Here is a 20,993-nt window from a genome sequence, read left to right as displayed (position 1 = left end):
CATGGCGGAACTGGATGATGGCATCGCCCAGGAGTCGCCACTCTGGGCAATTTTTGGCGACCTGATGTCCGGCCTGGTGGGCGTATTTGTGTTGTTGCTGGTCTGGGCCCTGGGCTTTCAATTGGAGTTGTCCCAGACCCTGAAGCAGGAAATTGAAAAACGTGAAGTGGCCGAGCAGCGCCGCAGCGCTTTGGAACAAGCCCTCGCCGACCCACTGGCCAGCGGCCGGGTAACCCTGCGCGACGGCCGCATCGGTATCAGTGGCAACCTGCTGTTCGGGCTCAACTCGGCCGAACTGCAACCCCAGGGCCGGGAACTGCTGCAGACCCTGGTGCCGCCGTTGCAACTCTACCTGGGTGAGCGCGACCAACTGCTGATGGTGAGCGGCTTTACCGACGACCTGCCAATCCAGAAAGGCAACCGCCACTTTGCCGACAACTGGGAATTATCAGCCCAGCGCGCCCTTACCGTGACCCGCGCCCTGATCGAAGAGGGCATGCCGCCGGCGCTGGTGTTTGCCGCCGCCTTTGGCGACCAGCAACCCATCGCCGCCAACCTGGACGACAGCGGCCGCTCGCAAAACCGGCGGGTGGAAATGGCGCCGGTGCCCCGCGCCAGCAATCAGCAGGCCGACTGATATGGGCGCCAGCGGTGATCAAGTGATACGCCCCGGCGAACCCGAGGTGCCGCTGGACGCGCAGCCTGGCCCGACGCCAGAATCCGGTCCGGCCGAGGCCCTGGCGGCGCTGAACGACCGGCTCGAACAATTGCAAACAGCCGCTGCCGACGGCTTTGACCCGGTCCGCTTCCAGTACCTGCTCGCCCTCGTCCGCCGCGCCAGCGACAAGCGAGAGCCGGTGCAACAGATCCTGGCAAGCAAGGCGGCAGCGGCACTGGCGTCCTACGAGGCGGATTTTGCCAGCGCAGGGGCCGCTGGCGCTGACACTCTCACGGTTATTGAACGCGACTTTGCAAGCGCCAACAGCCAAGCCCGGCAACTGTTTGATCGCTGCCAGTACCCTGCCCTGCAGCGCCTGGCCGAGCGCCTGCAGCGGCAGACCCGGCAGCCTGGCCACTGCAGCCTGGCCGCCATCACTGGCGAACTGGCGAGTGAGGCTCCCGCCGCAGACCCGGCCTCGGTTGGCTTGCTGCTGGACGAATACCTGCAACAGCAGGAAACCCGGATCCTGCAGAGCCTGGCGACGGACTCGAACGCAGCGGCCGCTCCCGGCCCAGCGCCACAACGGCAAGCTCAGCCGCCGGAGCTGAAGGCCAGCCGCAAGCTGCGCCAACAGCGACAAAAACAGGGCGCCAACAAGTTGGTGGACCAGGCTATCCAGGACATCGATCACGGCCCCGCCAGCCCCGGCCCCCTCAACCCGCAAATGCTGGCGACCCGGGCCCTGACCCTGATGCGCGATCTGTCGCCTCACTACCTCAACCGCTTCCTGAGCCATATGGACACCCTGCTGTGGCTGGAGCAGGCGGACGTCAAAAAGACCGCCGCCACTGCCAGCAAAAGCAAGGGCAAAGAGCAAGGTGCCGTTAAAGAAAAAGGTGCGGCGAAAAACAAGCGCGGCGGCAAAGCCGGGCGTAAAAAAGCCGGCAGTGAATAACCCCCGGGGGTAGTCACAGCCGGCTGGCTACAATGTAACTCGATATGGACTCCGTGCATCTGGATCTGTCCGCATCATGCTTCACCAACTTCATTTGAGAGTCTTTGCCCCTTCTAACTGCTCTGTTGCCTTATCGAAGCTATAAAAACCTGACAACTTATCACCTTGATTCTGAGCGAAATAATGTGCCTTACTAGCTATGAGGGCATCGGCAAAATCCAGTCTTTTACCACGCACAGTCTTGCTTTCATCATAGGCTCGCAAAGAGCTCCAGATCACCTGGGAATCCTCAAAAACGAAGCTGCTGTCACCGATCAAGGCACGGACAATAGCGCAGATACCCGGCTTGTCTACCGAATAGCGCGGCCCCATTAACGTCCAGACGGCTTCCACCAGGACTACATCCGTTATTAAAACCGGGCGGCCTCCAATAATCAGCTTTTTAGCTTGAGAGGACTGCTTCACATCATCGTCGAGAAGATACCGAAGCAATACGTTCGTATCTATCGCAATCAATTGAAATTGCCCAGCAATGATTCTCTGTCAGAAACCTTCTTATTGGGCTTAATGTTCTTCAGCATTCCGGCAGCAGCTCCAACCTCTTTCTTAATGATATTGAACTGATTACCGTAGCGTAGAATTTCCACCTCATCCCCAGGGTGTATACCCAACGCCTCGCAACCGGCTATCGGCAAGGTCACCTGTCTCTTTGAACTAACTTTCGGCATAACGCACCCCAAATGTCTTTACCATAAGACATTGGTAAAGATACAGTATTCTTTACATAACATCAATGGTAAAGAAGCGCTTGGGGTGTGACTACACCAACGGTACAACAGGCTTACTGCATGATGGACACGGTATAGATAAAAAAGACCGCCGCCACTGCCAGCAATAGCAAGGGCAAAGAGCAAGGTGCCGTTAAAGAAAAAGGTACTGCTAAAGAGAAAGGTACGGCGAAAAACAAGCGCGACGGCAAAGCCAGGCGTAAAAAAGCCGGCAGCGAATAACATCAGGGTCAGGCGCAGCCGGCTGGCCATTTATCGGCCCAAAAGTCAGTGCATTTTCATGGGCGGCTTTACTCCGCCACTCAACCACTGGCCGACGATTTTTAAGCCGGTGCGCAATACTCCGTGCACCGCCATCAGGTGCATGCGATAAAGCGACACATAGATCACCCGCGCAATGCGACCGGACACCATCACATCGCCGGTCAGATTGCCCATCAAATTACCCACTGCCCCGCCTTTGCTGAGGGAAACCAGCGAGCCAAAATCGTGGTAGACATATTCCGGCACGGGCTTGCCCTTGAGGCGGCAGTTGATGGATTTCGCCAACAGGGACGCCTGTTGATGCGCGGCCTGGGCCCGCGGCGGAACCGGGCGATCGCTGTCTTTGCGGGGGCAAGCTGCGCAATCTCCCAGGGCAAATATGCGCTCATCCAGCGTGGTCTGCAGGGTCGGTTTTACCAGCAACTGGTTGATACGATTGCTTTCCAGGCCATCGAGATCAGCGAGCACATCCGCCGCCTTGATGCCAGCCGCCCAGACTTTGATGGCAGCGGGGATAAACTCGCCGTCAGCGGTATGCAACCCGTCCGCGGTCACTTTACTGATGCGCATGTTGGTATGCACAACGACGCCCAGTTTTTCCAGTTGCTGATGGGCGCCGGTGGCAATGCGCTCGGCAACGGCAGGCAGTATCCTGGGCCCGGCTTCGATGACCCGGATTTTTACATCCCGGTGCGGCACAATCTGGTCGAGACCAAACTCCACCAGTTCCCGGGCCGTATGGTGCAGCTCTGCTGCCAGCTCCACACCGGTTGCCCCGGCGCCGACAATCGCGACATTCAACTGCTTTTCTGCCAGCTCACCCTGGAACGTCTGCACCCGCAGGAAGGAGCGCAGTAACTGCTGGTGAAATTTGTCGGCCTGGTTGCGGCTGTCCAAAAACACACAATGCTCCTCGACGCCGGGAGTGCCGAAGGAATTGGTCTTGCTGCCAATGGCAAGAATCAGGGTATCGTAGTAGAAGCGGCGGCGCGGCACATACTGGTTGCCGCCTTCGTCCAGGAATGGCTCCATGGTGACAATCTGCTGCGCCCGGTCGAGAGATTCCAACCGCCCCAGACAGAAACGGAAGTTGTTCCGGTGGGCATGGGCCAGATAGCTGACCTCCTCCTCCCCCGAATTGAGCTTGCCGGCCGCAACTTCGTGCAACAGCGGCTTCCACATATGGGTCAGGTTGGCATCGATCAGGGTAATTTTAACGTTTCCGCTCTTGCCGTGTTTCTTGCCCAGTTTGGTGGCCAACTCCAGCCCGGCGGCACCGCCACCGACAATTACAATCTGGTGGCATCCCGCTTCGCGCTTGTTGCCGTAATGGCTGCCGGACAGCTGCCCATTGACATCTGTTTGAGCATTCAAGTCGATGCTCATAATTTGTTGACTCCTTTGTCTGGTGCCGTTAAGTGAATTCGCAATTTCACCTAACGGCCCCCCTTGCCTATGCCCCGGCTCGCATACGCGCCACCGGGTAGCGGATCAATGGCCAGAGCCACGGCCAACATCGGCCAGCGGATGACGATCGATCTGGGGCAACGCCAGGCCATCGGCTGTAAAGACGTGGCAGGTTTCGTTGCGCAGGCCAAGCTTGATCGTATCGTCCACTTTGATCGAGCTATTGCCATCAATTTGGGCGCTGATGCTCTGGCCATCCTCGAGACTGGCGTAGACCAGGGTGCCGCCGCCGAGACGCTCGACCACCAACACCTTGCCGCTGACTTCACCGTCGCCGCCGCCACCTTCCAGCAAATGCTCAGGGCGCACGCCCAGGGTGACCTTGTCACCAACGCTGGCCTGCTCGCGCTTGACCGGCACGCTGACGGTACCACCGCCGGGCAAGCCGACGGTAACGCACTCGTCTTCAACCTGCTTGATGGTGGACTCCAGGAAGTTCATGTTGGGCGAACCCATAAAGCCGGCGACAAACTTGTTGACCGGATGATGATAGAGATCCAGCGGCGAGCCCACTTGTTCGATTACACCGCCCTGCAACACCACGATCTTGTCCGCCATGGTCATGGCCTCGACCTGGTCGTGGGTGACGTAGATCATCGTAGCGTCGAAATCATGGTGCATGCGGGCGATTTCAATACGCATTTGCACTCGCAGCGCTGCATCCAGGTTCGACAGTGGCTCATCGAACAAAAACACTTTCGGGTTGCGCACGATGGCCCGGCCAATTGCCACCCGCTGGCGCTGGCCACCGGACAGTTCCGCCGGCTTGCGGTCGAGCAGCGGATCGAGCTTCAGGATGCGCGCCGCCTCATCAACTTTGCGCTTGATCTCTTCCGCAGGCTGCTTGGCCAACTTCAGGCTAAAGCCCATATTCTCGCGCACGCTCATATGCGGGTAGAGGGCGTAGCTCTGGAACACCATGGAGATGCCCCGGTCGGCCGGTGACAGGTCGTTGACCTGGGTGCCGCCGATATGCAGCTCGCCGGAGGTGATTTCCTCCAACCCGGCAATCATGCGCAACAAGGTGGATTTACCGCAGCCTGAAGGGCCGACGAAGATGCAGAACTCCTTGTCCTTGATGTGCAGATCTACGCCCTTGATGACCTGTACGTCGCCGTAGGATTTCTTGATGTTTTTCAGTATCACTTCAGCCATTGCTGTAGTCCTCGTTAAATATAGAATTTAATTGTTATTTTACGGCGCCGAAGGTAAGCCCGGAGACCAACTGTTTCTGGCTCATCCAGCCGACCACCAGAATCGGTGCGATAGCCATGAGTGACGCGGCTGAAAGTTTCGCCCAGAACAGCCCTTGCGGCGCTGAATAGGATGCGATGAATGCGGTCAGCGGTGCCCCCTGTGAACTGGTCAAGTTCAGGCTCCAGAAAGCTTCGTTCCAGGACAGGATCACCGACAGCAACCCGGTGGACGCGATACCCGGAATCGCCAGCGGGATAAGCAGCATAAACAGCTCCTGCACCGGGGTGACACCGTCCACCCGTCCGGCCTCGAGGATCTCGATGGGCACGTCCTTGAAGTAGGTGTAGAGCATCCAGATCACGATCGGCAGATTCATCAGGGTGTAGATGATCATTAGGCCAGTGGCGGTATCCAGCAGCCCCATATCGCGAAACAGCAGATAGATTGGAATCAGTACTCCCACCGGCGGCATCATCTTGGTGGAGAGCATCCACAGCAACGTGCCCGGCGTGCGCTTGGACGGGAAAAACGCCATGGAGTAAGCCGCCGGAATGGCGAAGGCCAGCGCCAGCAAGGTGGAGCCGAACGACACGTAGATCGAGTTCCAGGCGAATTTCAGGTAGTCACTGCGCTCGAATACCTGCGCGTAATTCTCCAGCGTCGGTGCGAACAGCAGCGACGGCGTAGAGACCGCCTCGACTTCGGTCTTGAACGAGGTCAGCGCCATCCAGAAGATCGGAAAGAAGATCATCAGGGCGACTGTCCAGCCGAGAACCGTGAGCCAAAGTTTGTTATCAGATGAGTTTTGCATTGTTATATCCTCAAGCCTTCTGCATGTTGCGCGAAACGGTGCGTATCAGGAAAATGGCCACGATATTTGCCAGGATCACGGCAATCACACCACCGGCCGAGGCATAGCCCACGTCGAACTGCAATAGACCCACCGAGTAAATCAGGTAGGACAGGTTGGTGGTAGCCAAACCCGGACCGCCCGAGGTAGTAACGTAAATCTCGGCAAAGATCGCGAGCAGAAAGATACTCTCGATCATAATGACCACCGAAATGGACCGCTGCAGGTGTGGCAGCACGATGTAAAAGAACATGGCAACCGGTCCGGCGCCGTCGATGCGGGCGGCCTCCTGTTGTTCGCTGTCCAGTGACTGGATTGCGGTCAACAAAATCAGGAAGGCAAACGGCACCCATTGCCAGGAGACGATCAGGATAATCGACAGCATCGGGTATTGACTGAACCAGTCGGTGGGCACCATGCCCAGGGCCGACTGCAGCCAGGCGACAAAGCCGTTAACCGGATGCAACATCATATTCTTCCAGATCAGCGCGCTTACTGTCGGCATCACGAAAAACGGCGCGATCACCAGTAAGCGAGCAATGTTGCGACCGGGAAACCTGGCGTTGTAAAGCACCGCCAACAGAGCCCCCACCACAACGGAGATAATCAGGACCGAGCCGACCAGAACCAGAGTATTCCACATTGAGGTCCACAGGGACGGGTCCTCGAGCAGGAACTTGTAGTTCTCCAGGCCGGCAAAGCCGGTAAATGAGGGATCGAGCAAATTGTAATTGATGACGGAGTAGTACAACGTCATCGCCAATGGAACGATCATCCACAGGAACAGGACAATCACCGAGGGCCAGAGGAAGGGCCGTGTATCGACCTTTCTGGTATTTTTAGTTTTCACCGCCGAATTAGCGGCCGCCGTGCTTGCAGGTGTCGCCATGGGTGTCATCCTCCAAAGTCAGTTGCTTACCTGGCGGCGCCCCTCATCGAGAGGGCCGCGCGGGTAAGTTCACAGGTAAGTCTTATTTTTTAGGGTAGCCGGCCCGACGCATGGTTCGCGAAACGGAAGACTGGACGCTCTTCAATGCCTGCTTCACAGTCATCTGCCCGGCCAAAGCGCCGGCGATGGTCTGGCCCACCTGGGTACCGATAGACTGGAACTCGGGAATGCCCACATACTGGACCCCGGTGTAAGGCACCGGCTGGACACTCGGCTTGGTGGGGTCAGCAGTCTGGATCGCCTCCAGCACGGCCGGGGCGAAAGGAGCCGCTGCCTTGTACTTGGGGTTAGCATAGGTGGATTTGCGGGTACCTGGAGGCACACTGGCCCAGCCCTCGCTCGCGCCCACCATTTCGATGTAGGACTTGGACGTAGCCCAGGTCATAAACTTCTGCGCAGCCGCTTTGGCATCGGAGGTTTTCGGGATAGCCAGCGCCCAGGACCACAACCAGTGGTTGCCATGGGACGTTACGGCGACTGGTGCCTGCGCAAAGCCAACATTGTCGGCGACCTGGGACTCGCTGCGGTTGTATAAACCGCCTGCGGCCGAGGTGGCATCGATCCATATACCGCATTTACCGCTGGAGAACAGCGCCTGGTTTTCGTTAAAACCGTTGGAGCTGGCGCCCGGAGGACCGTATTTTTGCTGCAGCTCGATGTAGAGGCCAACCGCTTGCTGCCACTCGGGTGAATCCAGTTCGGGCTTCCAGTTTTCATCAAACCAGCGTCCGCCGAAAGTGTTGACCATGGTGGACACCAGGGCCATGTTTTCGCCCCAACCCGGCTTGCCCCGCAGGCAGATACCGTAGACACCATTGCCCGGATCGTGAATCTTGGACGCCATGACCTTGACCTGGTCCCAGGTGGGCTGATCCGGCATGCTGAGGCCCGCTTTTTCCAGCAGGGAGGAATTGTAGAACGTCATGGAGCTTTCAGCGTAGAACGGCAATGCATACAGCTTGCCCTCGTGCGACAGGCCGTCGCGTATCGATTGCAACACATCATCCAGGTCGTAGTCTCCCGGCAGGCCTTCCAATGGCACTAACCAGTCTTTACCGCCCCAAATGGGCACCTCGTAGGTACCGATAGTCACCACATCGAACTGGCCGCTGCCGGTAGCGATGTCGGTGGTCAGGCGCTGGCGCAGCACGTTTTCTTCCAGCACTACCCAGTTCAGGTCTATGTCCGGGTTCTCTGCTTCAAACCTGGCAGAGAGTTTCTGCATAACGATCATATCGCCGTTATTGACGGTGCCAATGGTCACCGTGGTGGCCGCCTGGGTCACGGCCGCAGTGCTCAGCAGCGTGGCCGCTGCAGAGACGATCAGGGATTGTAGTTTCATGAGCTATGCTCTCCTTATTGTTGGATTCGAACCGCTTCGCCCCGCTGGAGCGAAGCCGGCCCGGCTGTAGCTGCAAGCGCTATTAAACCAAAGCAACTGTTAATAGCGACTCAGCCCGATATTAAAACTTAACAGAGATCTCTGAGGTGAAGCCGTCAAATCCGGAACCGATCTGGCCACCTGAGTTAGCACCTTCTTCCTGGTCAACATACTCGAACTTCAACAGGGTTCTGTCATTGAACCAGTAGCCTGCTGCGACCTGAATACGCTCGACAGTGTTGTCAGACTGGTCGATCAGGTCGGAAGTGTTTTCAGCTTCCGAGTAGCGAGCGGCCAGGTAGAACTTGCCCGGTATCAGGTACTGTTGTGCTTCAAGCACCCAGTACTCAACCGACGTATCGCCTTTAATCACATGATTTGCGTCGAAAGATGCTCCGCTTGTATCAAAGGAGGTAATACCTGCTTTCGCGTTACCTGCCGCATCCGAGAAAGTGAAATCATCCGTGGACTCACCAATCATGAAAATCACACTGGTATCCGGTGTCGGCTGATAGGCCAGGTCCAACTGGATAATCGACTGCTCAAGACCTGGCATAACGCCGACATGAGTGTCGCGCTCACTGGAACCCGAGGCTGAGAAGTTGTAGTTTTCACCATCACCAAAGCGATAGTTGGTGGTTGTCACGCCGTCCATGGATGCTACACCATTGGTGTCAAAGACCAGTTGATCACCCTGGTTGGCCTGGAAAAAGCTCAACCCCGCTTTAAAGCCGCCGTCGAATTCAAGGTTACCCTGGAGCCGGAAGTTGTAGCCTCGATCTTCCTGGAAGGCTTCACCAAAACTTGAGGTAGTAACATGGCCGGCCAGATTGTAGCCGCGAATAGCACCGCTATCGAAAGACTTGCTGTAGACCAACTGGGCGCCATTTTCTGCAGTGGCGTAGTCGGTTATGCCGTTACCAATAAGCGCATTGCCCTGGTTGTCAGCACCGTCCTGGAAACCTTTAAACTGGAAAGGGGCTGCGCCGATGTTGCCCACCCGCAGGGTCAGGTTAGCATCGTCGCGAGCCTGGCCAGCGAGACCGAGAAGTTCAAACTCAATACCGGCGAAATCCTGGTGGAAGGAGAAATCCCGGTCGCCGTTATTGCCGAAATCATTCGGTTCTTCAGCGATATCGATATCAGCGGTAATATTGTCAGTAATTTGAAACTTGAGTTGCAAGTTGACTCGGAGACGACCAAAACCCGTGGACTGCTCTTCGTCTGCCGGGCGGAAGGCGCCGTCTTTCGCTTGAATTGCCTGGAAATTTTGCAATGCCAGGAAGTTAACTTGTGTATTGCGCTCAAGCCATTCGTTCCATTCGGCAGCTTGTACGCACAGGGGCGTTGATACAGCCATGACAGCCGCAGCCAGCAAACCCAGCTTGCCAAATTTCGATGCTGGGCGACCATTGTTTTGACCAGATTGCGTGCTGCGGATTTTTGAGTTAGGCATAGTAAATCTCCTTGATTATTTGTTTTTTACAGGGTTTGGGTGGATGTATCTTTTGAAACCGCATTACGTGACCGGGCGGAGGTCGCCAGTACCTCGACCAGTGGCGGTGAGCAACCTATGGGTTTACGCATTCCAGATCTCCTCATTGAGTTATTATTAAATCTTCTCTACAGAAGATTTTTATTCAGCGTGCAAGAGCCTTCTGCAACTCTTGCTCGACTAACCGTGCAATTTCCGGATCAATACAAATAAAAACCATGCAAGCTAAGAATCTTCCACGAAAAAGTACGCGGTTTAGCGCTTATGCTAATGATCAGCTGCCGACGTACTCTGTCAGCGTTGCCGCGACACCTTTGTCATAAAAACTGTTCAGGGCGCTGGTGACCTGCTCGACGAACTCCGTCGAATTTACCAGGGTCTCGCCAAACAACTCACCCAGACCCAGCAGCTCGCCGGGACCTCGCCGGCCGCGGCTGGCACACTGCATCAGTGTGTCTTTCATCGGGTCGATCACGGTAAGCTGGCGACCCTGCTCGTCGGTGCCGGCCAAAAAACGGAACCAGGCCGCCACGGTAAAGGCCAACATCTTGATCGAACCACCGCGCTGCAGCTGGTCGATGATCGAAGGCAGGATAAACTTGGGGATACGCGCCGACCCTTCGGTGCCAATGCGAGGCAGTTGATCCTTGATGGTCGGGTTCGAGAAGCGCTCGATCAGAGTCTTTTTGTACTCGGTCAAATCGATACCCTCCGGTGCCACCAGCAGCGGCGTCACATCTTCGTCCATCATGGTTTCCACCAAACGACGAATTTGCGGGTGCTGCATGCACTCGTGGGCATAATCCAGCCCCAGCAGCATGCCGATGTAGCACATGGCCTGGTGGCTGCCGTTGAGCAGACGCATCTTCATCTTCTCGTACGGCAGCACGTCAGACGTCATCTGCGCGCCGACCAGTTCCCAAGGCGGACGACCGTTGGGAAAGTTGTCCTCGATTACCCATTGCCTGAACGGCTCAGTGCCCGCCGGCCAAGCGTCTTCGATGCAGAACTTGTCCCGCACTACTGCCCGGTGCTCGTCGGTGGTCGCCGGTACGATCCGATCGACCATGCTGTTGGGGAAAGCACAGTGCTCGGCAATCCACTGGTGCAGGACCGGGTCGCGGCGCTCGACAAAGGCCATAATCATTTTTTTGGCCACATCGCCATTGTGCTGCACGTTGTCACAGGACATTACGGTAAAAGGTGCAAGGCCCCGGCGGCGGCGCAGGTCGAGCGCCTCGGCCAGATAACCAAACGAACAGCGCGGTGCGTGCGGGTTCTGCAGATCGTGCACGATGTCGGGATGGGTGTCGTTAAACTCGCCGGTGCCTTCGTTGATGTAATAGCCGCTCTCAGTGATCGTCAGCGAGACGATGCGGCACTCGGGCGAGGCCATCTTTTCAAGCACCGCCTGAGGGTCATCAAGGGCATGGAGAAAATTCAATACCGAGCCAACCACCCGGGCCTTATCGCCCTCAGCACTGCGCTCCAGCACCGTATAGAGGCAATCCTGGGGCACCAGCGCATCGCGCATGCGCTGGTCGTGTTTGAGCAGGCCGACACCGCAATAACCCCACTCTTCTTGGCCCGGCAGGTGCAAAAGGTCGTCGAGGTAGACGGCCTGGTGGGCGCGGAAGAAGCCGCCAACACCTATATGGACAATGCTCTGGGCCACGGCCTGACGGTCATAGGCCGGCACTTGCACTTCTGGCGGCAACTGCTTGAGGTTGGATTGATTGAGCTTTATGGGTTTGGGCATGGCGCAATTCTCATTTTTTATTGATCTGTAAGCCTTCCGGTTCAGCTGGCTGCAACCAACATCCCCAATCATTTGCCAATATATTTAATATTTGCTATTTACTGGGCATTTGCTATCTTGTTGAGCATATTATCACCAGCATCAACAATGGTCAAGGGTTAGCAACATCGGTCTGACCATTGCGATCTGCACTGAAGTAAGAGTGAAAAAAAATGGGCCAGCCGGGAAACACCGCTGGTTAGGCGAACGCGGCGACCGTAAAATATGAGTGACCGCGTGTATCAGCGGCCTTAAAGCCGCAATTCGACTACTATCTATAAATGGCAGGAGTCCTATCGATGGCAGGAATCTGGTGGTCGGGCACGTAATGGCGCGCTGGCCGGAATTCAGGCGGCCAGTCAAGCCGTGAAACAGGTGTAACCAGAATAAAAACCTATGACTAACAACAAAAAAGATACAACCCCATCTGCAGCGGACCAGCCCATTAAGCTGGTGATCTTTGATTGCGACGGAGTGCTTATTGACAGTGAGATCATCAGCGCTGACGTTCTCAGTCGTGAACTGCTAAAACTGGGGGCGCCGATCGACCGCGACTATGTTCTGCGCCACTTCCTCGGCCACAGTTTCTCCAGTGTCCGCGAAAAAATACAGCTCAATTTCAAGGTGCAGCTTCCGTCAGATTTCAAAGCCCATTACGCCCACAAGTTGTACGCCGAGTTTGACGCCAGTTTAAAGCCCACCCGCGGCGTGGCCGATGCGCTCAGCAATTTGGCCGTGAGTGCTTGCGTCGCCACCAGCAGCAGCCCGGAGCGCACCGAGCACGCCCTCACAGTGGCCGGACTGCGGCATTTTTTTGGCCCCCATGTCTTCACTGCTGCCGAAGTCAAACACGGCAAGCCGGCGCCGGACCTGTTTTTACACGCGGCCAAGCGCATGGGGGTCGCCCCCTCTGAATGCCTGGTGATCGAGGATAGCAGCGCCGGGTTGACCGCCGCCAGGGCGGCCGGCATGCGTGTCTGGCACTATATCGGCGGCACCCACCTCGGCCCGGTGCTGGCGTCTGGCGACTTTAAACTGGCCGCGAAATTAGGCGACATACCCGTGCTTGCTAGTTGGCAGGATTTTTATACAATGGCCCCCCACCTCAAAAACCAATAGCACCGCTCCGGGAGCATCCATGGCGAGAAGATCAGACGCGGAATCCAGGCGCTTGGACGAAGCGGCCCAGGCGGGATGGCTCTACTACGTCGCCGGCAACACCCAGGATGAGATCGCCAAAAAAATGGGTGTTTCCCGCCAATCGGCCCAGCGCATGGTGTCCCTGGCCGTCAGTGAACGGCTGATCAAAGTGCGCCTCGACCACCCCATCGCCCGCTGCATGCAACTGAGCCTGCGCCTGAAAGATCGCTTTCGCCTGCAGGCCTGTGAAGTGGTGCCCAGTGACCCCGCTGACCCGTCCTCGATCGTCGGCCTGGCCCAGGCCGGCGCGGCGGAAATGGAGCGCCACCTGAAATCCAGTGAATCGCAAATCCTGGCCATCGGCACCGGCCGGGCCCTGCGCGCCTGTGCCGACCAACTGGCCCCCATGGATTGCCCCCAGCACCACATCGTCTCCCTGCTGGGCAATATGATGACCGATGGGTCCGCCTCGGCTTACAACGTGGTCGTGCGCATGGCCGACCTTATCAAGGCCAAGCACTACCCAATGCCCCTGCCAGTGCTGGCCCGCACGCCGAAAGAAAAGGACATTCTCCACAACCTGGAACCCATCCATAACATCCTCGAGCTGGCCCGACGGGCCGACGCGACTTTCGTGGGCATTGGCAACCTGGGTGAAAAATCGCCTGTGGTGCTGGACGGTTTTGTCACCGCCAGAGAAATGAAGGCACTGGAAAAAGCCGGCGCTATTGGTGAAATCATCAGCTGGGTCTACGACCGGGATGGTAAACTTGTCGATCACCCGGTCAATGACCGGGTCGCCAGCGCACCACTGCAGCCAAACTCCAGCAAGCCGGTATATGGCATCGCCGCGGGCGAGTCCAAGGTAGGTGCCATATTGGGTGCCCTGCGCGGCAAACTGATCAATGCCCTGATCACCAACGAACACACGGCAGAGTTGCTACTGACCAGAGACCAGGCCGCGACCGCACCCGACTAACAAACCCTTCTGCGCTTGCCCATCGCCCAACGAGGCCAATAATAATTCAATGAACGCAGCAGCCGACTCCCCCAGACAATCACCGATGCAAACAGTGCAGCGCCTGGGCCGGCTGTTGAGCAGCATGATCATGCCCAATATCGGCGCCTACATCGCCTGGGGACTGTTGACTGCACTGTTTATCCCCAGCGGCTGGCTGCCCAATGAGACACTGGCTACCCTGGTTGAGCCAATGGTCATCTACCTGCTGCCACTGCTGATCGGCTATACCGGTGGCAAAGTGGTTTATGGCCAACGGGGCGCTGTGCTCGGTGCGGTGATGACCTTTGGCGCGATCGTCGGCACCTCGACCCCATTGATTTTCGGGGCCATGGTAACCGGCCCGCTGGCAGCCTGGCTTATTCGCTGGTTTGACCAGGCTGTTGCTAACAGGGTCCCCAGCGGCTTCGAAATGCTGGTCAACAATTTCGCTGGCGGCATCCTCGGTTGTGTGTTGGCCAGTGTTGCCCTGCTGAGTATCGGGCCGGCTCTGGAATTTGCCAGCCTGCAGTGCGGATTACTGGTGCAATGGGTGATGGACATCGGCGTCCTGCCACTCACTGCCCTGGTCATAGAACCCGCCAAAGTGCTGTTTCTCAACAATGTCATCAACCACGGTGTCCTCAGCCCACTCGCCATCCAGCAAGCCGTAGAGTCAGGCAAGTCCATCATATTCCTGCTCGAAACCAATCCCGGGCCAGGCCTCGGGGTGCTGTTGGCCTATTGGGCATTCGCCAAAGGCACCGCCAGACAGTCGGCACCGGGGGCCATCCTGATCCACTTCTTTGGCGGCATCCACGAAATCTACTTCCCCTACATTCTCATGCAGCCGAAGCTGATATTGGCGGTCATTGCCGGCGGCGCATCCGGCACCTTCGTCTTCGCCCTGCTCGGCGCCGGCCTGGTGGCCGTACCCTCCCCCGGCAGCATACTGGCCGTACTGGCCATGACCCCGAACGACGGCCTACTGCCGGTACTGGCCGGACTGGCTGTATCAACCCTGGTCAGCTTTGCCGTGGCCGCACTCCTGATCAATCGCAGCACCATCGACAGCGATGAGGTCCTGACCCAGGCAAAAAACCAACTGACAAAGCTGAAAGGCACCAAAACCCCCATCGGCCACGATGCCGTGCCCGACGAACTGCAATCCCTGCAAGACATCCGACTGATTGCCGTCGCCTGCGATGCCGGCATGGGCTCCAGCGCCCTGGGCGCCAGCAAACTGAGGGCCATATTCTGCGAGCGAGCGATCGACGTAAAAGTCATCAGCTGCCCCATTGAGCAACTGGCCAGCACCGTTGACCTTGTCATTACCCATGAGCGCCTGACCGCTCGCGCCGTCAGCAAGCTCCCCGACGCAGCCCACATCGCCATCAGCAATTTCATGCACACCCCGGTCTACGAAGAACTGGCAACCCGCCTCAAACAGGCAAAAGCACCAAGCGCACAACCAGCACCTGCAGAACTGGACGCCGACACGCAGATCCTGCCCACCAAAAACATCAAGCTCGGGCTCAAATCCATGCCCAGGCCAGACGCCATCCGCCTGGCCGGAAGCCTGCTCCGCGACAGCGGTTGCGTCGAAGACAGCTACATCGACGCCATGCTCGAACGGGAAAACGACCTCTCCACCTACATTGGCAATGGCGCCGCCATCCCCCACGGCACCTGTGCCGCCCGGGACAAAATATTGCGCAGCGGCATCGCCGTCCTGCAATTTCCCGACGGCATCGACTTCGACGACAACAAAGCCCACCTGCTGGTCGCCATCGCCGCCCTGGGCGACCAACACTTACAAATACTTTCGCAACTGGCCAGGATCTTCGATAACGCCGAGGAGATGGAGATTCTACGCACCACCACCGACCCGGACTACATCCTCGCCACCTTCACCGGCCAGACCCAATCCTCGCCAGAATTCGAATAATCATTTTGTTTGCACCTGGACGCGACTTGGCTCTCGGTGTCTAACTTGATATTCCGTTCGCGGTGCTGACTTTTTCGTAATGCACATTCGAGATATGAGTGAGCTGCCCGTCAGCGCTGGGGGGAGCCCGTTGCGGATCGGCCATATCCCCCCGACCACATTTGGCGGCTGCGAAACTCAACCACTTTTTGCGCAAAAAGACGCGCAAAAAATTGGGATTCAGACAGTCCTTGCCGACTACCCCAAATGTGGTCGGGGGGATAAGCATGGCCTGATTGATCCGCAACGGGCTCCCCCCACCGCTGACTACATTGTGCTTCTAAGAGCAGTGTGATTTCTTTATCAGCCAGCTACAGCTCATTTTTTTTGTCATCCCCGCGCAGGCGGCGGTCCGGCGTCCCGGGATCCATTGATTTTAAGTACGTACTGGATCCCGGGACGCCGGACCGCCGCCTACACGGGGATGACCTTAAATTGGCTGTTTTGCAATTCCCAGAATCTCGCTCGATGCCTGGTCAAGGCTCGGTGGGTGTGCCCTGCCAGACCAATCAGGTCGCGTTTAGGCTCTCCGCGCTTTTCGGGCTTTCGCGGACGGATGTTTGAGCGAAGCGCAGCGTAGCGAGTTTCCGGGAGCGCGAAAAGCGTGGAGAGCCTGCGGCCGGTCTGGCAGGGCACACCCACCGGGCCGCCGCGCTAAACCCTATTTTGCTTCCAACAAATATCCAAGCAAAACACAGAGAAGCAACAACTAAGAAGCTCTCAAGTGGCCAGCAGCGCGAAAAGCGCGGAGAGCCTGCGGCCGGTCTGGCGGGGCGCACCCACCGGGCCGCCGCGCTAAACCAAGAAGTTTAGGAACCAGATAATTGCGCGAAGCGACGTTTTGGCGGTTATCAAGGGTAGGGAGCGCGAAAAGCACAGAGAGCCTGCGGCCAGTCTTGCTAGACAAGACATTACCCAACTGATTACTATGGCCGATTATACCTATAAAGACCGGATCCCCATGTCGACACCCCGCACCGAAGACCTGCACATCAGCCATGTGCGCCCGCTGATTACACCGCTGGAACTGAGTAAGGAATTCACCGCCAGCACCAAACAAATGCAACTGGTCGCCGACTCCCGCAAAGGTTTGGAAGCCATACTCGACGGCCGCGACCCGCGCTGCTTCGTCGTGGTGGGCCCCTGCTCCATCCACGACACCGCCGCCGCCGTAGACTACGCCGGGCAACTGGCCGAAGCAGTAAAACCCTACACCGACCAACTGCTGCCCGTCATGCGCGTGTACTTCGAAAAACCCCGCACCGTCGTCGGCTGGAAAGGCCTGATCAACGACCCCGACCTCGACAACAGCTACCACATTAACAAAGGCCTGCGCCTGGCGCGCAAGCTACTGCTGGACGTGCTTGAACTCGGTTTGCCCACCGGCACCGAATTCCTCGACACCACCTTCGGCCAATACTACGCCGACCTGGTCAGCTGGGGCGCCATTGGCGCGCGCACTGTCGAGAGCCAGATACACCGGGAACTGGCCTCCGGCCTGTCCATGCCCGTGGGCATCAAAAACCGCACCGACGGCAACGTCCAAGTGGCGGTGGAAGCCATTCGTGCCGCCGCCGAGCGCCACATATTTCCCACCCTGACCAAAGAAGGGACGCCGGCCATCTACGAAACCACCGGCAATCGCCACTGCCACCTGATCTTGCGCGGCGGCGGTGACAGCGGGCCAAACTTCAGCGCGCCACACATCGACGCCGCCGCCGTGCTGCTGCGGCCCCACGAGATTTGTCAAAAGATAGTGGTGGACTGCAGCCATGGCAACAGCCAGAAAAAGGCAGAAAACCAGGCCCTGGTGGTGGCTGACCTGGCCCGGCAAATCGGTAACGGCGACGACCGTATTGCCGGCATCATGCTGGAGAGCCACTTGCGCCACGGTCGCCAGGACTACCGCCCCGACCAACCCGCCACCTACGGCCTCAGCATTACCGACGCCTGTATTTCGCTGCAAGAGACGGTGCCACTGCTGGAACAACTGGCCGAAGCGGTGGCGCGGGGCCGGCAGCGGCCGGTTTAGTTAAACTGCTCTTCGCTCAACAACAGCGCCACACCGTTATCGCGCTGAATGCTATCCAGTGCGGCCTTTACCCGGGGCAACAGGTGGGCAGCAAAGAATTGCGCCGAGACCACCTTGGCCCGTAAAAACTCCCGGTCGCCGCTGCCATCACCCAGCAACCGCTGGGCTCGCAGCGCTGATTGCCCGAGCAACCAGCCGCCGCACAAATGACCGTACAGCATCAGCAACGGCACACTCACCGCCTGCAGTAACTCCCGGTTTTCCGCGCCGGCGCCCAGCATCCAGTCGAGCGCTTCGCGACCGGTTTGCAACGCCTCGCCCAGCTGCTGGCCGAGCCCGTGTAACGGCTCCACATCCACCAGCTCTGTCACCACCGCCTCGATGTCTGCCAGCAGCTCCCGCAGCGCCGCGCCACCGTCGCGCAACACCTTGCGGCCGACAAAATCCAGCGCCTGGATGCCGGTGGTGCCCTCATAAATGGTGAGGATGCGCGCATCGCGGTAAAACTGGGCCGAACCGGTTTCCTCGATAAAGCCCATGCCACCGTGAATTTGCGTGCCCAGATAAGTGACCTCCTGGGCCATCTCCGTGAGCCAGGCCTTGACGATAGGAGTTAACAGCTCTGTCCTGGCCCGGTGCTGCGCGGCCTCGGCGGGGCTCGCCGCCAGCTTTTCCCGATCGATCTCCACGGCTCCCACATAGGCCAGCGCCCGCATGGCCTCGGTCACGGATTTCATCTGCAGCAACATGCGCCGCACATCGCCAAACTTGATGATACTGAAGCGACTGCCGTCGGCTTTGGTGCCCTGCAGGCGCTCTTTGGCAAATTGCCTGGCCTGCTGGTAACTGCGCTCCGCTACCGCCACGCCCTGCAAACCCACCGCCTGGCGGGCGTCATTCATCATGGTAAACATGCAGGCGAGGCCTTCATTGGGCTCACCCACCAGGTAACCCACAGCGCCACCCTCGTCACCGAAGCTCATGGCGCAGGTAGGACTGGCGTGAATACCCAGCTTGTGTTCCAGCGCGACGCAGCGCACATCGTTGGCGGTGGCCGGCTGGCCTTGGTCGTCCAGCAGGAATTTCGGCACCAGGAACAGTGAGATACCCTTCACTCCGGCGGGAGCATCAGGCAGGCGGGCCAGTACCAGGTGAACGATATTGTCGGTCATCTGGTGGTCGCCCCAGGTGATAAAGATCTTCTGGCCGCTGATGCGGTAGTGGTCACCTTCCGGCACAGCGCGGGTCTTCACCGCTGCCAGGTCCGAGCCGGCGTCCGGCTCGGTCAAGTTCATGGTGCCGGTCCAGGAGCCGTCCACCATTTTTGGCAGCCAGGTCTGTTTCAGTTCATCGGAACCGTGGGCCTCGATGGCGTGCATGGCACCGGTAGACAGAAGCGGACAGAGGCTAAAGGCCAGGTTGGCGGTCTGGATAACTTCGCTCACCGCCGTTGACAGCAGGTTGGGCAAGCCCTGCCCGCCGTATTCCGGCGCCGCCGCCAGCGAGGTCCAACCGCCCTGTTGATACAACTCATAGGCTGCGGCAAAACCCGCAGTTTCCTGCACTCCGGCCTCGGTCAATTGTGCCCCCTGCCGGTCACCCACAACATTGAGGGGCGCGAGTACGTCTGTACCCAGCTTGGCGGCCTCGTTGAGTACTTCCATCAGGAACCCGCTATCGACTCCATCCAACTGGCCGGCGGCGGCTAACTGATCAAAGTTCAACAGGTTATTGATAACAAATTCCACGTCGCGATAGGGATAATCGTAATGACTCATGGGCAGCTCCGGCTAATTGAGGGTCAATTCTGGAAGTGTAGCGAGGGTCTATTCTGGACCTGGCGCGCCCGGGACGGAATTACCGGGAAGGTCAACTAATTAACATTTTCGGACAGGCGCTTTATACTGCCAGCAAGACATCCAGCCAGACTCCCAGCCACCTACACTGACACTGCTGCCAATGAACAGACAACGCCACACCGTCTCGGTGCATTTCGTCAGGGCTTTTCTCCGCGGCGCCAGCCGCCTCGGCCTGGACCATGAACCGCTGCTGCAGCAATCGCTGCTCAACCCGCAAATGGTTGCCAGCCCGCAACTGCGCATTACTTCCGAACAGTTGAGCCGGGTAGCCCGGGGCATCTGGCTGGCCGGCGACGATGAACTGCTGGGTTTGAGCAACTACCCGCTGCGCTTTGGCGTCTTCGGTTTGTTTGCCAAACAGACCGTGCACTGCACCAGCCTGCGCGAGGTCTACCGACACCTGTGCGCTTTTTACAACCTGGTGGGTAAAGCCTTTCAGCTGGAGTTTATCGAAGCCGGGGAGCGCGCCAGGCTGACCATGAGGCTAACCGACCCGCAGCTGGACGACGATCACGCCATGTGTGAATTTCTCACCCTGATGTGGCATCGCTTTCCCAGCTGGCTTATCGGTCGCAGGATTCCCCTGCTGCGCATCCAGTTCGAGTTCTCTGAACCGGCCCATTCACAGGAGTACCAATTGATGTACCCCTGCCCGGTAGAATTCGAGCAGCCGGTCAACTGCCTGGAATTCGAGCGCAGCACCCTCGACGCCAAGATCCTGCAAACCCCGGACAGTTTGCACCGTTACCTGAAGCGAATTCCATTTGACTGGTTCAAACAGCAGAGCTACTACCCGGTCTACGCCCGTGAAGTGGTCAACATCCTCAAGCAACACAACAGTTACAGCGACCTGGACATGGACAGCGTCGCCACCGCCATGCACGTCACCTCGCGCACCCTGCGCCGCAAACTGGCGGACGAGCACACCAGTTTTCAAACCCTGAAAGACAACCTGCGCCGCGATGCCGCCATTCATTTACTCAGCCGGCCCAACACCCCCATTGCCAGCATCGCCGAGCAATTGCAGTTTTCCGACCCGGCCGCCTTTACCCGCGCGTTCAAATCCTGGACCGGGGTTTCTCCCAGTCTCTACCGCAAGGTCTGACCGCGGCGCCCGGGAACACAAGCACCGGCCGCGACCATGGGATATACTTTCACCACCACCTCTGCGCG

The 20,993-nt window shown here is 58.1% G+C and carries 18 protein-coding genes; 7 read left to right on the top strand and 11 right to left on the bottom strand.

Going from position 1 to position 20,993, the window contains the following annotated elements; all coding sequences use genetic code 11:
• The first annotated feature begins 1 nt into the window (after position 1).
• Both G8764_RS21180 and G8764_RS21175 read left to right on the top strand, forming a co-directional pair.
• Positions 2–637: an OmpA family protein gene (locus G8764_RS21180; RefSeq protein ID WP_166168007.1), complete on the top strand. Its 636-nt coding sequence runs from the start codon at positions 2–4 to the stop codon at positions 635–637.
• 1 nt (position 638) lies between these two features.
• Positions 639–1,616 carry a DUF2894 domain-containing protein gene (locus tag G8764_RS21175; RefSeq protein WP_166168004.1) on the top strand — a complete coding sequence of 326 codons (978 nt, stop codon included), beginning with the start codon at positions 639–641 and terminating at the stop codon, positions 1,614–1,616.
• 90 nt (positions 1,617–1,706) lie between these two features.
• On the opposite strand, the gene G8764_RS21170 is transcribed toward G8764_RS21175, so the two are convergent.
• The 10 genes from G8764_RS21170 to G8764_RS21125 all read right to left on the bottom strand — a co-directional run bounded on the left by G8764_RS21170 (position 1,707) and on the right by G8764_RS21125 (position 11,766).
• Complete coding sequence (locus tag G8764_RS21170) at positions 1,707–2,132, bottom strand: PIN domain-containing protein (protein WP_166168001.1); 426 nt, start codon at positions 2,130–2,132, stop codon at positions 1,707–1,709.
• A complete protein-coding gene (locus G8764_RS21165) occupies positions 2,129–2,344 on the bottom strand; it encodes an AbrB/MazE/SpoVT family DNA-binding domain-containing protein (RefSeq protein WP_166167998.1) in 216 nt (71 codons plus the stop codon). The genes G8764_RS21170 and G8764_RS21165 overlap by 4 nt, the downstream gene beginning before the upstream one ends.
• An 18-nt stretch (positions 2,345–2,362) precedes the next feature.
• Positions 2,363–2,656 carry a hypothetical protein gene (locus G8764_RS21160; protein ID WP_166167995.1) on the bottom strand — a complete coding sequence of 98 codons (294 nt, stop codon included), beginning with the start codon at positions 2,654–2,656 and terminating at the stop codon, positions 2,363–2,365.
• Between the two features lie 15 nt (positions 2,657–2,671).
• A complete protein-coding gene (locus tag G8764_RS21155; protein WP_166167992.1) occupies positions 2,672–4,054 on the bottom strand; it encodes an NAD(P)/FAD-dependent oxidoreductase in 1,383 nt (460 codons plus the stop codon).
• Positions 4,055–4,159: 105 nt separating this feature from the next.
• Entirely contained in the window at positions 4,160–5,290 is a 1,131-nt protein-coding gene (locus G8764_RS21150; RefSeq protein ID WP_166167989.1) for an ABC transporter ATP-binding protein, read from the bottom strand.
• 34 nt (positions 5,291–5,324) lie between these two features.
• Complete coding sequence (locus tag G8764_RS21145; RefSeq protein ID WP_166167986.1) at positions 5,325–6,143, bottom strand: carbohydrate ABC transporter permease; 819 nt, start codon at positions 6,141–6,143, stop codon at positions 5,325–5,327.
• Between the two features lie 10 nt (positions 6,144–6,153).
• A complete protein-coding gene (locus G8764_RS21140) occupies positions 6,154–7,071 on the bottom strand; it encodes a carbohydrate ABC transporter permease (RefSeq protein WP_166167983.1) in 918 nt (305 codons plus the stop codon).
• Positions 7,072–7,153: 82 nt separating this feature from the next.
• The gene (locus G8764_RS21135; protein WP_166167980.1) at positions 7,154–8,473 is read right to left on the bottom strand and encodes an ABC transporter substrate-binding protein; all 1,320 of its coding nucleotides are present in this window, start codon (positions 8,471–8,473) and stop codon (positions 7,154–7,156) included.
• A 121-nt stretch (positions 8,474–8,594) separates the two neighbouring features.
• On the bottom strand, positions 8,595–9,968 hold the full coding sequence (locus G8764_RS21130; RefSeq protein ID WP_166167977.1) for a hypothetical protein: 1,374 nt from the start codon (positions 9,966–9,968) through the stop codon (positions 8,595–8,597).
• A 313-nt stretch (positions 9,969–10,281) separates the two neighbouring features.
• Positions 10,282–11,766 (bottom strand): mannitol dehydrogenase family protein, encoded by a 1,485-nt coding sequence (locus G8764_RS21125; RefSeq protein WP_166167974.1) that lies wholly within the window; start codon positions 11,764–11,766, stop codon positions 10,282–10,284.
• Between the two features lie 435 nt (positions 11,767–12,201).
• Between G8764_RS21125 and G8764_RS21120 the strand changes: the two genes are divergently transcribed.
• The 4 genes from G8764_RS21120 to G8764_RS21105 all read left to right on the top strand — a co-directional run bounded on the left by G8764_RS21120 (position 12,202) and on the right by G8764_RS21105 (position 17,961).
• Entirely contained in the window at positions 12,202–12,924 is a 723-nt protein-coding gene (locus G8764_RS21120) for an HAD family hydrolase (RefSeq protein ID WP_166167970.1), read from the top strand.
• Positions 12,925–12,943: 19 nt separating this feature from the next.
• The gene (locus G8764_RS21115) at positions 12,944–13,924 is read left to right on the top strand and encodes a sugar-binding transcriptional regulator (protein WP_166167967.1); all 981 of its coding nucleotides are present in this window, start codon (positions 12,944–12,946) and stop codon (positions 13,922–13,924) included.
• A gap of 49 nt (positions 13,925–13,973) precedes the next feature.
• Positions 13,974–15,890 (top strand): PTS mannitol transporter subunit IICBA, encoded by a 1,917-nt coding sequence (locus tag G8764_RS21110; protein ID WP_207952023.1) that lies wholly within the window; start codon positions 13,974–13,976, stop codon positions 15,888–15,890.
• 1,000 nt (positions 15,891–16,890) lie between these two features.
• A complete protein-coding gene (locus G8764_RS21105) occupies positions 16,891–17,961 on the top strand; it encodes a 3-deoxy-7-phosphoheptulonate synthase (RefSeq protein ID WP_166167964.1) in 1,071 nt (356 codons plus the stop codon).
• On the opposite strand, the gene G8764_RS21100 is transcribed toward G8764_RS21105, so the two are convergent.
• The gene (locus G8764_RS21100; RefSeq protein WP_166167961.1) at positions 17,958–19,739 is read right to left on the bottom strand and encodes an acyl-CoA dehydrogenase family protein; all 1,782 of its coding nucleotides are present in this window, start codon (positions 19,737–19,739) and stop codon (positions 17,958–17,960) included. The genes G8764_RS21105 and G8764_RS21100 overlap by 4 nt on opposite strands.
• A 181-nt stretch (positions 19,740–19,920) precedes the next feature.
• Here G8764_RS21100 and G8764_RS21095 point away from each other — a divergent pair, with 181 nt between their 5' ends.
• Positions 19,921–20,925: an AraC family transcriptional regulator gene (locus G8764_RS21095; RefSeq protein WP_166167958.1), complete on the top strand. Its 1,005-nt coding sequence runs from the start codon at positions 19,921–19,923 to the stop codon at positions 20,923–20,925.
• Positions 20,926–20,993 lie beyond the last annotated feature (68 nt).

This window comes from Pseudomaricurvus alcaniphilus (genome assembly GCF_011440395.1).
GTDB classification, from domain to species: Bacteria; Pseudomonadota; Gammaproteobacteria; order Pseudomonadales; family Cellvibrionaceae; genus Pseudomaricurvus; species Pseudomaricurvus alcaniphilus.
This window is presented reverse-complemented; position numbering and strand designations above follow the sequence as displayed.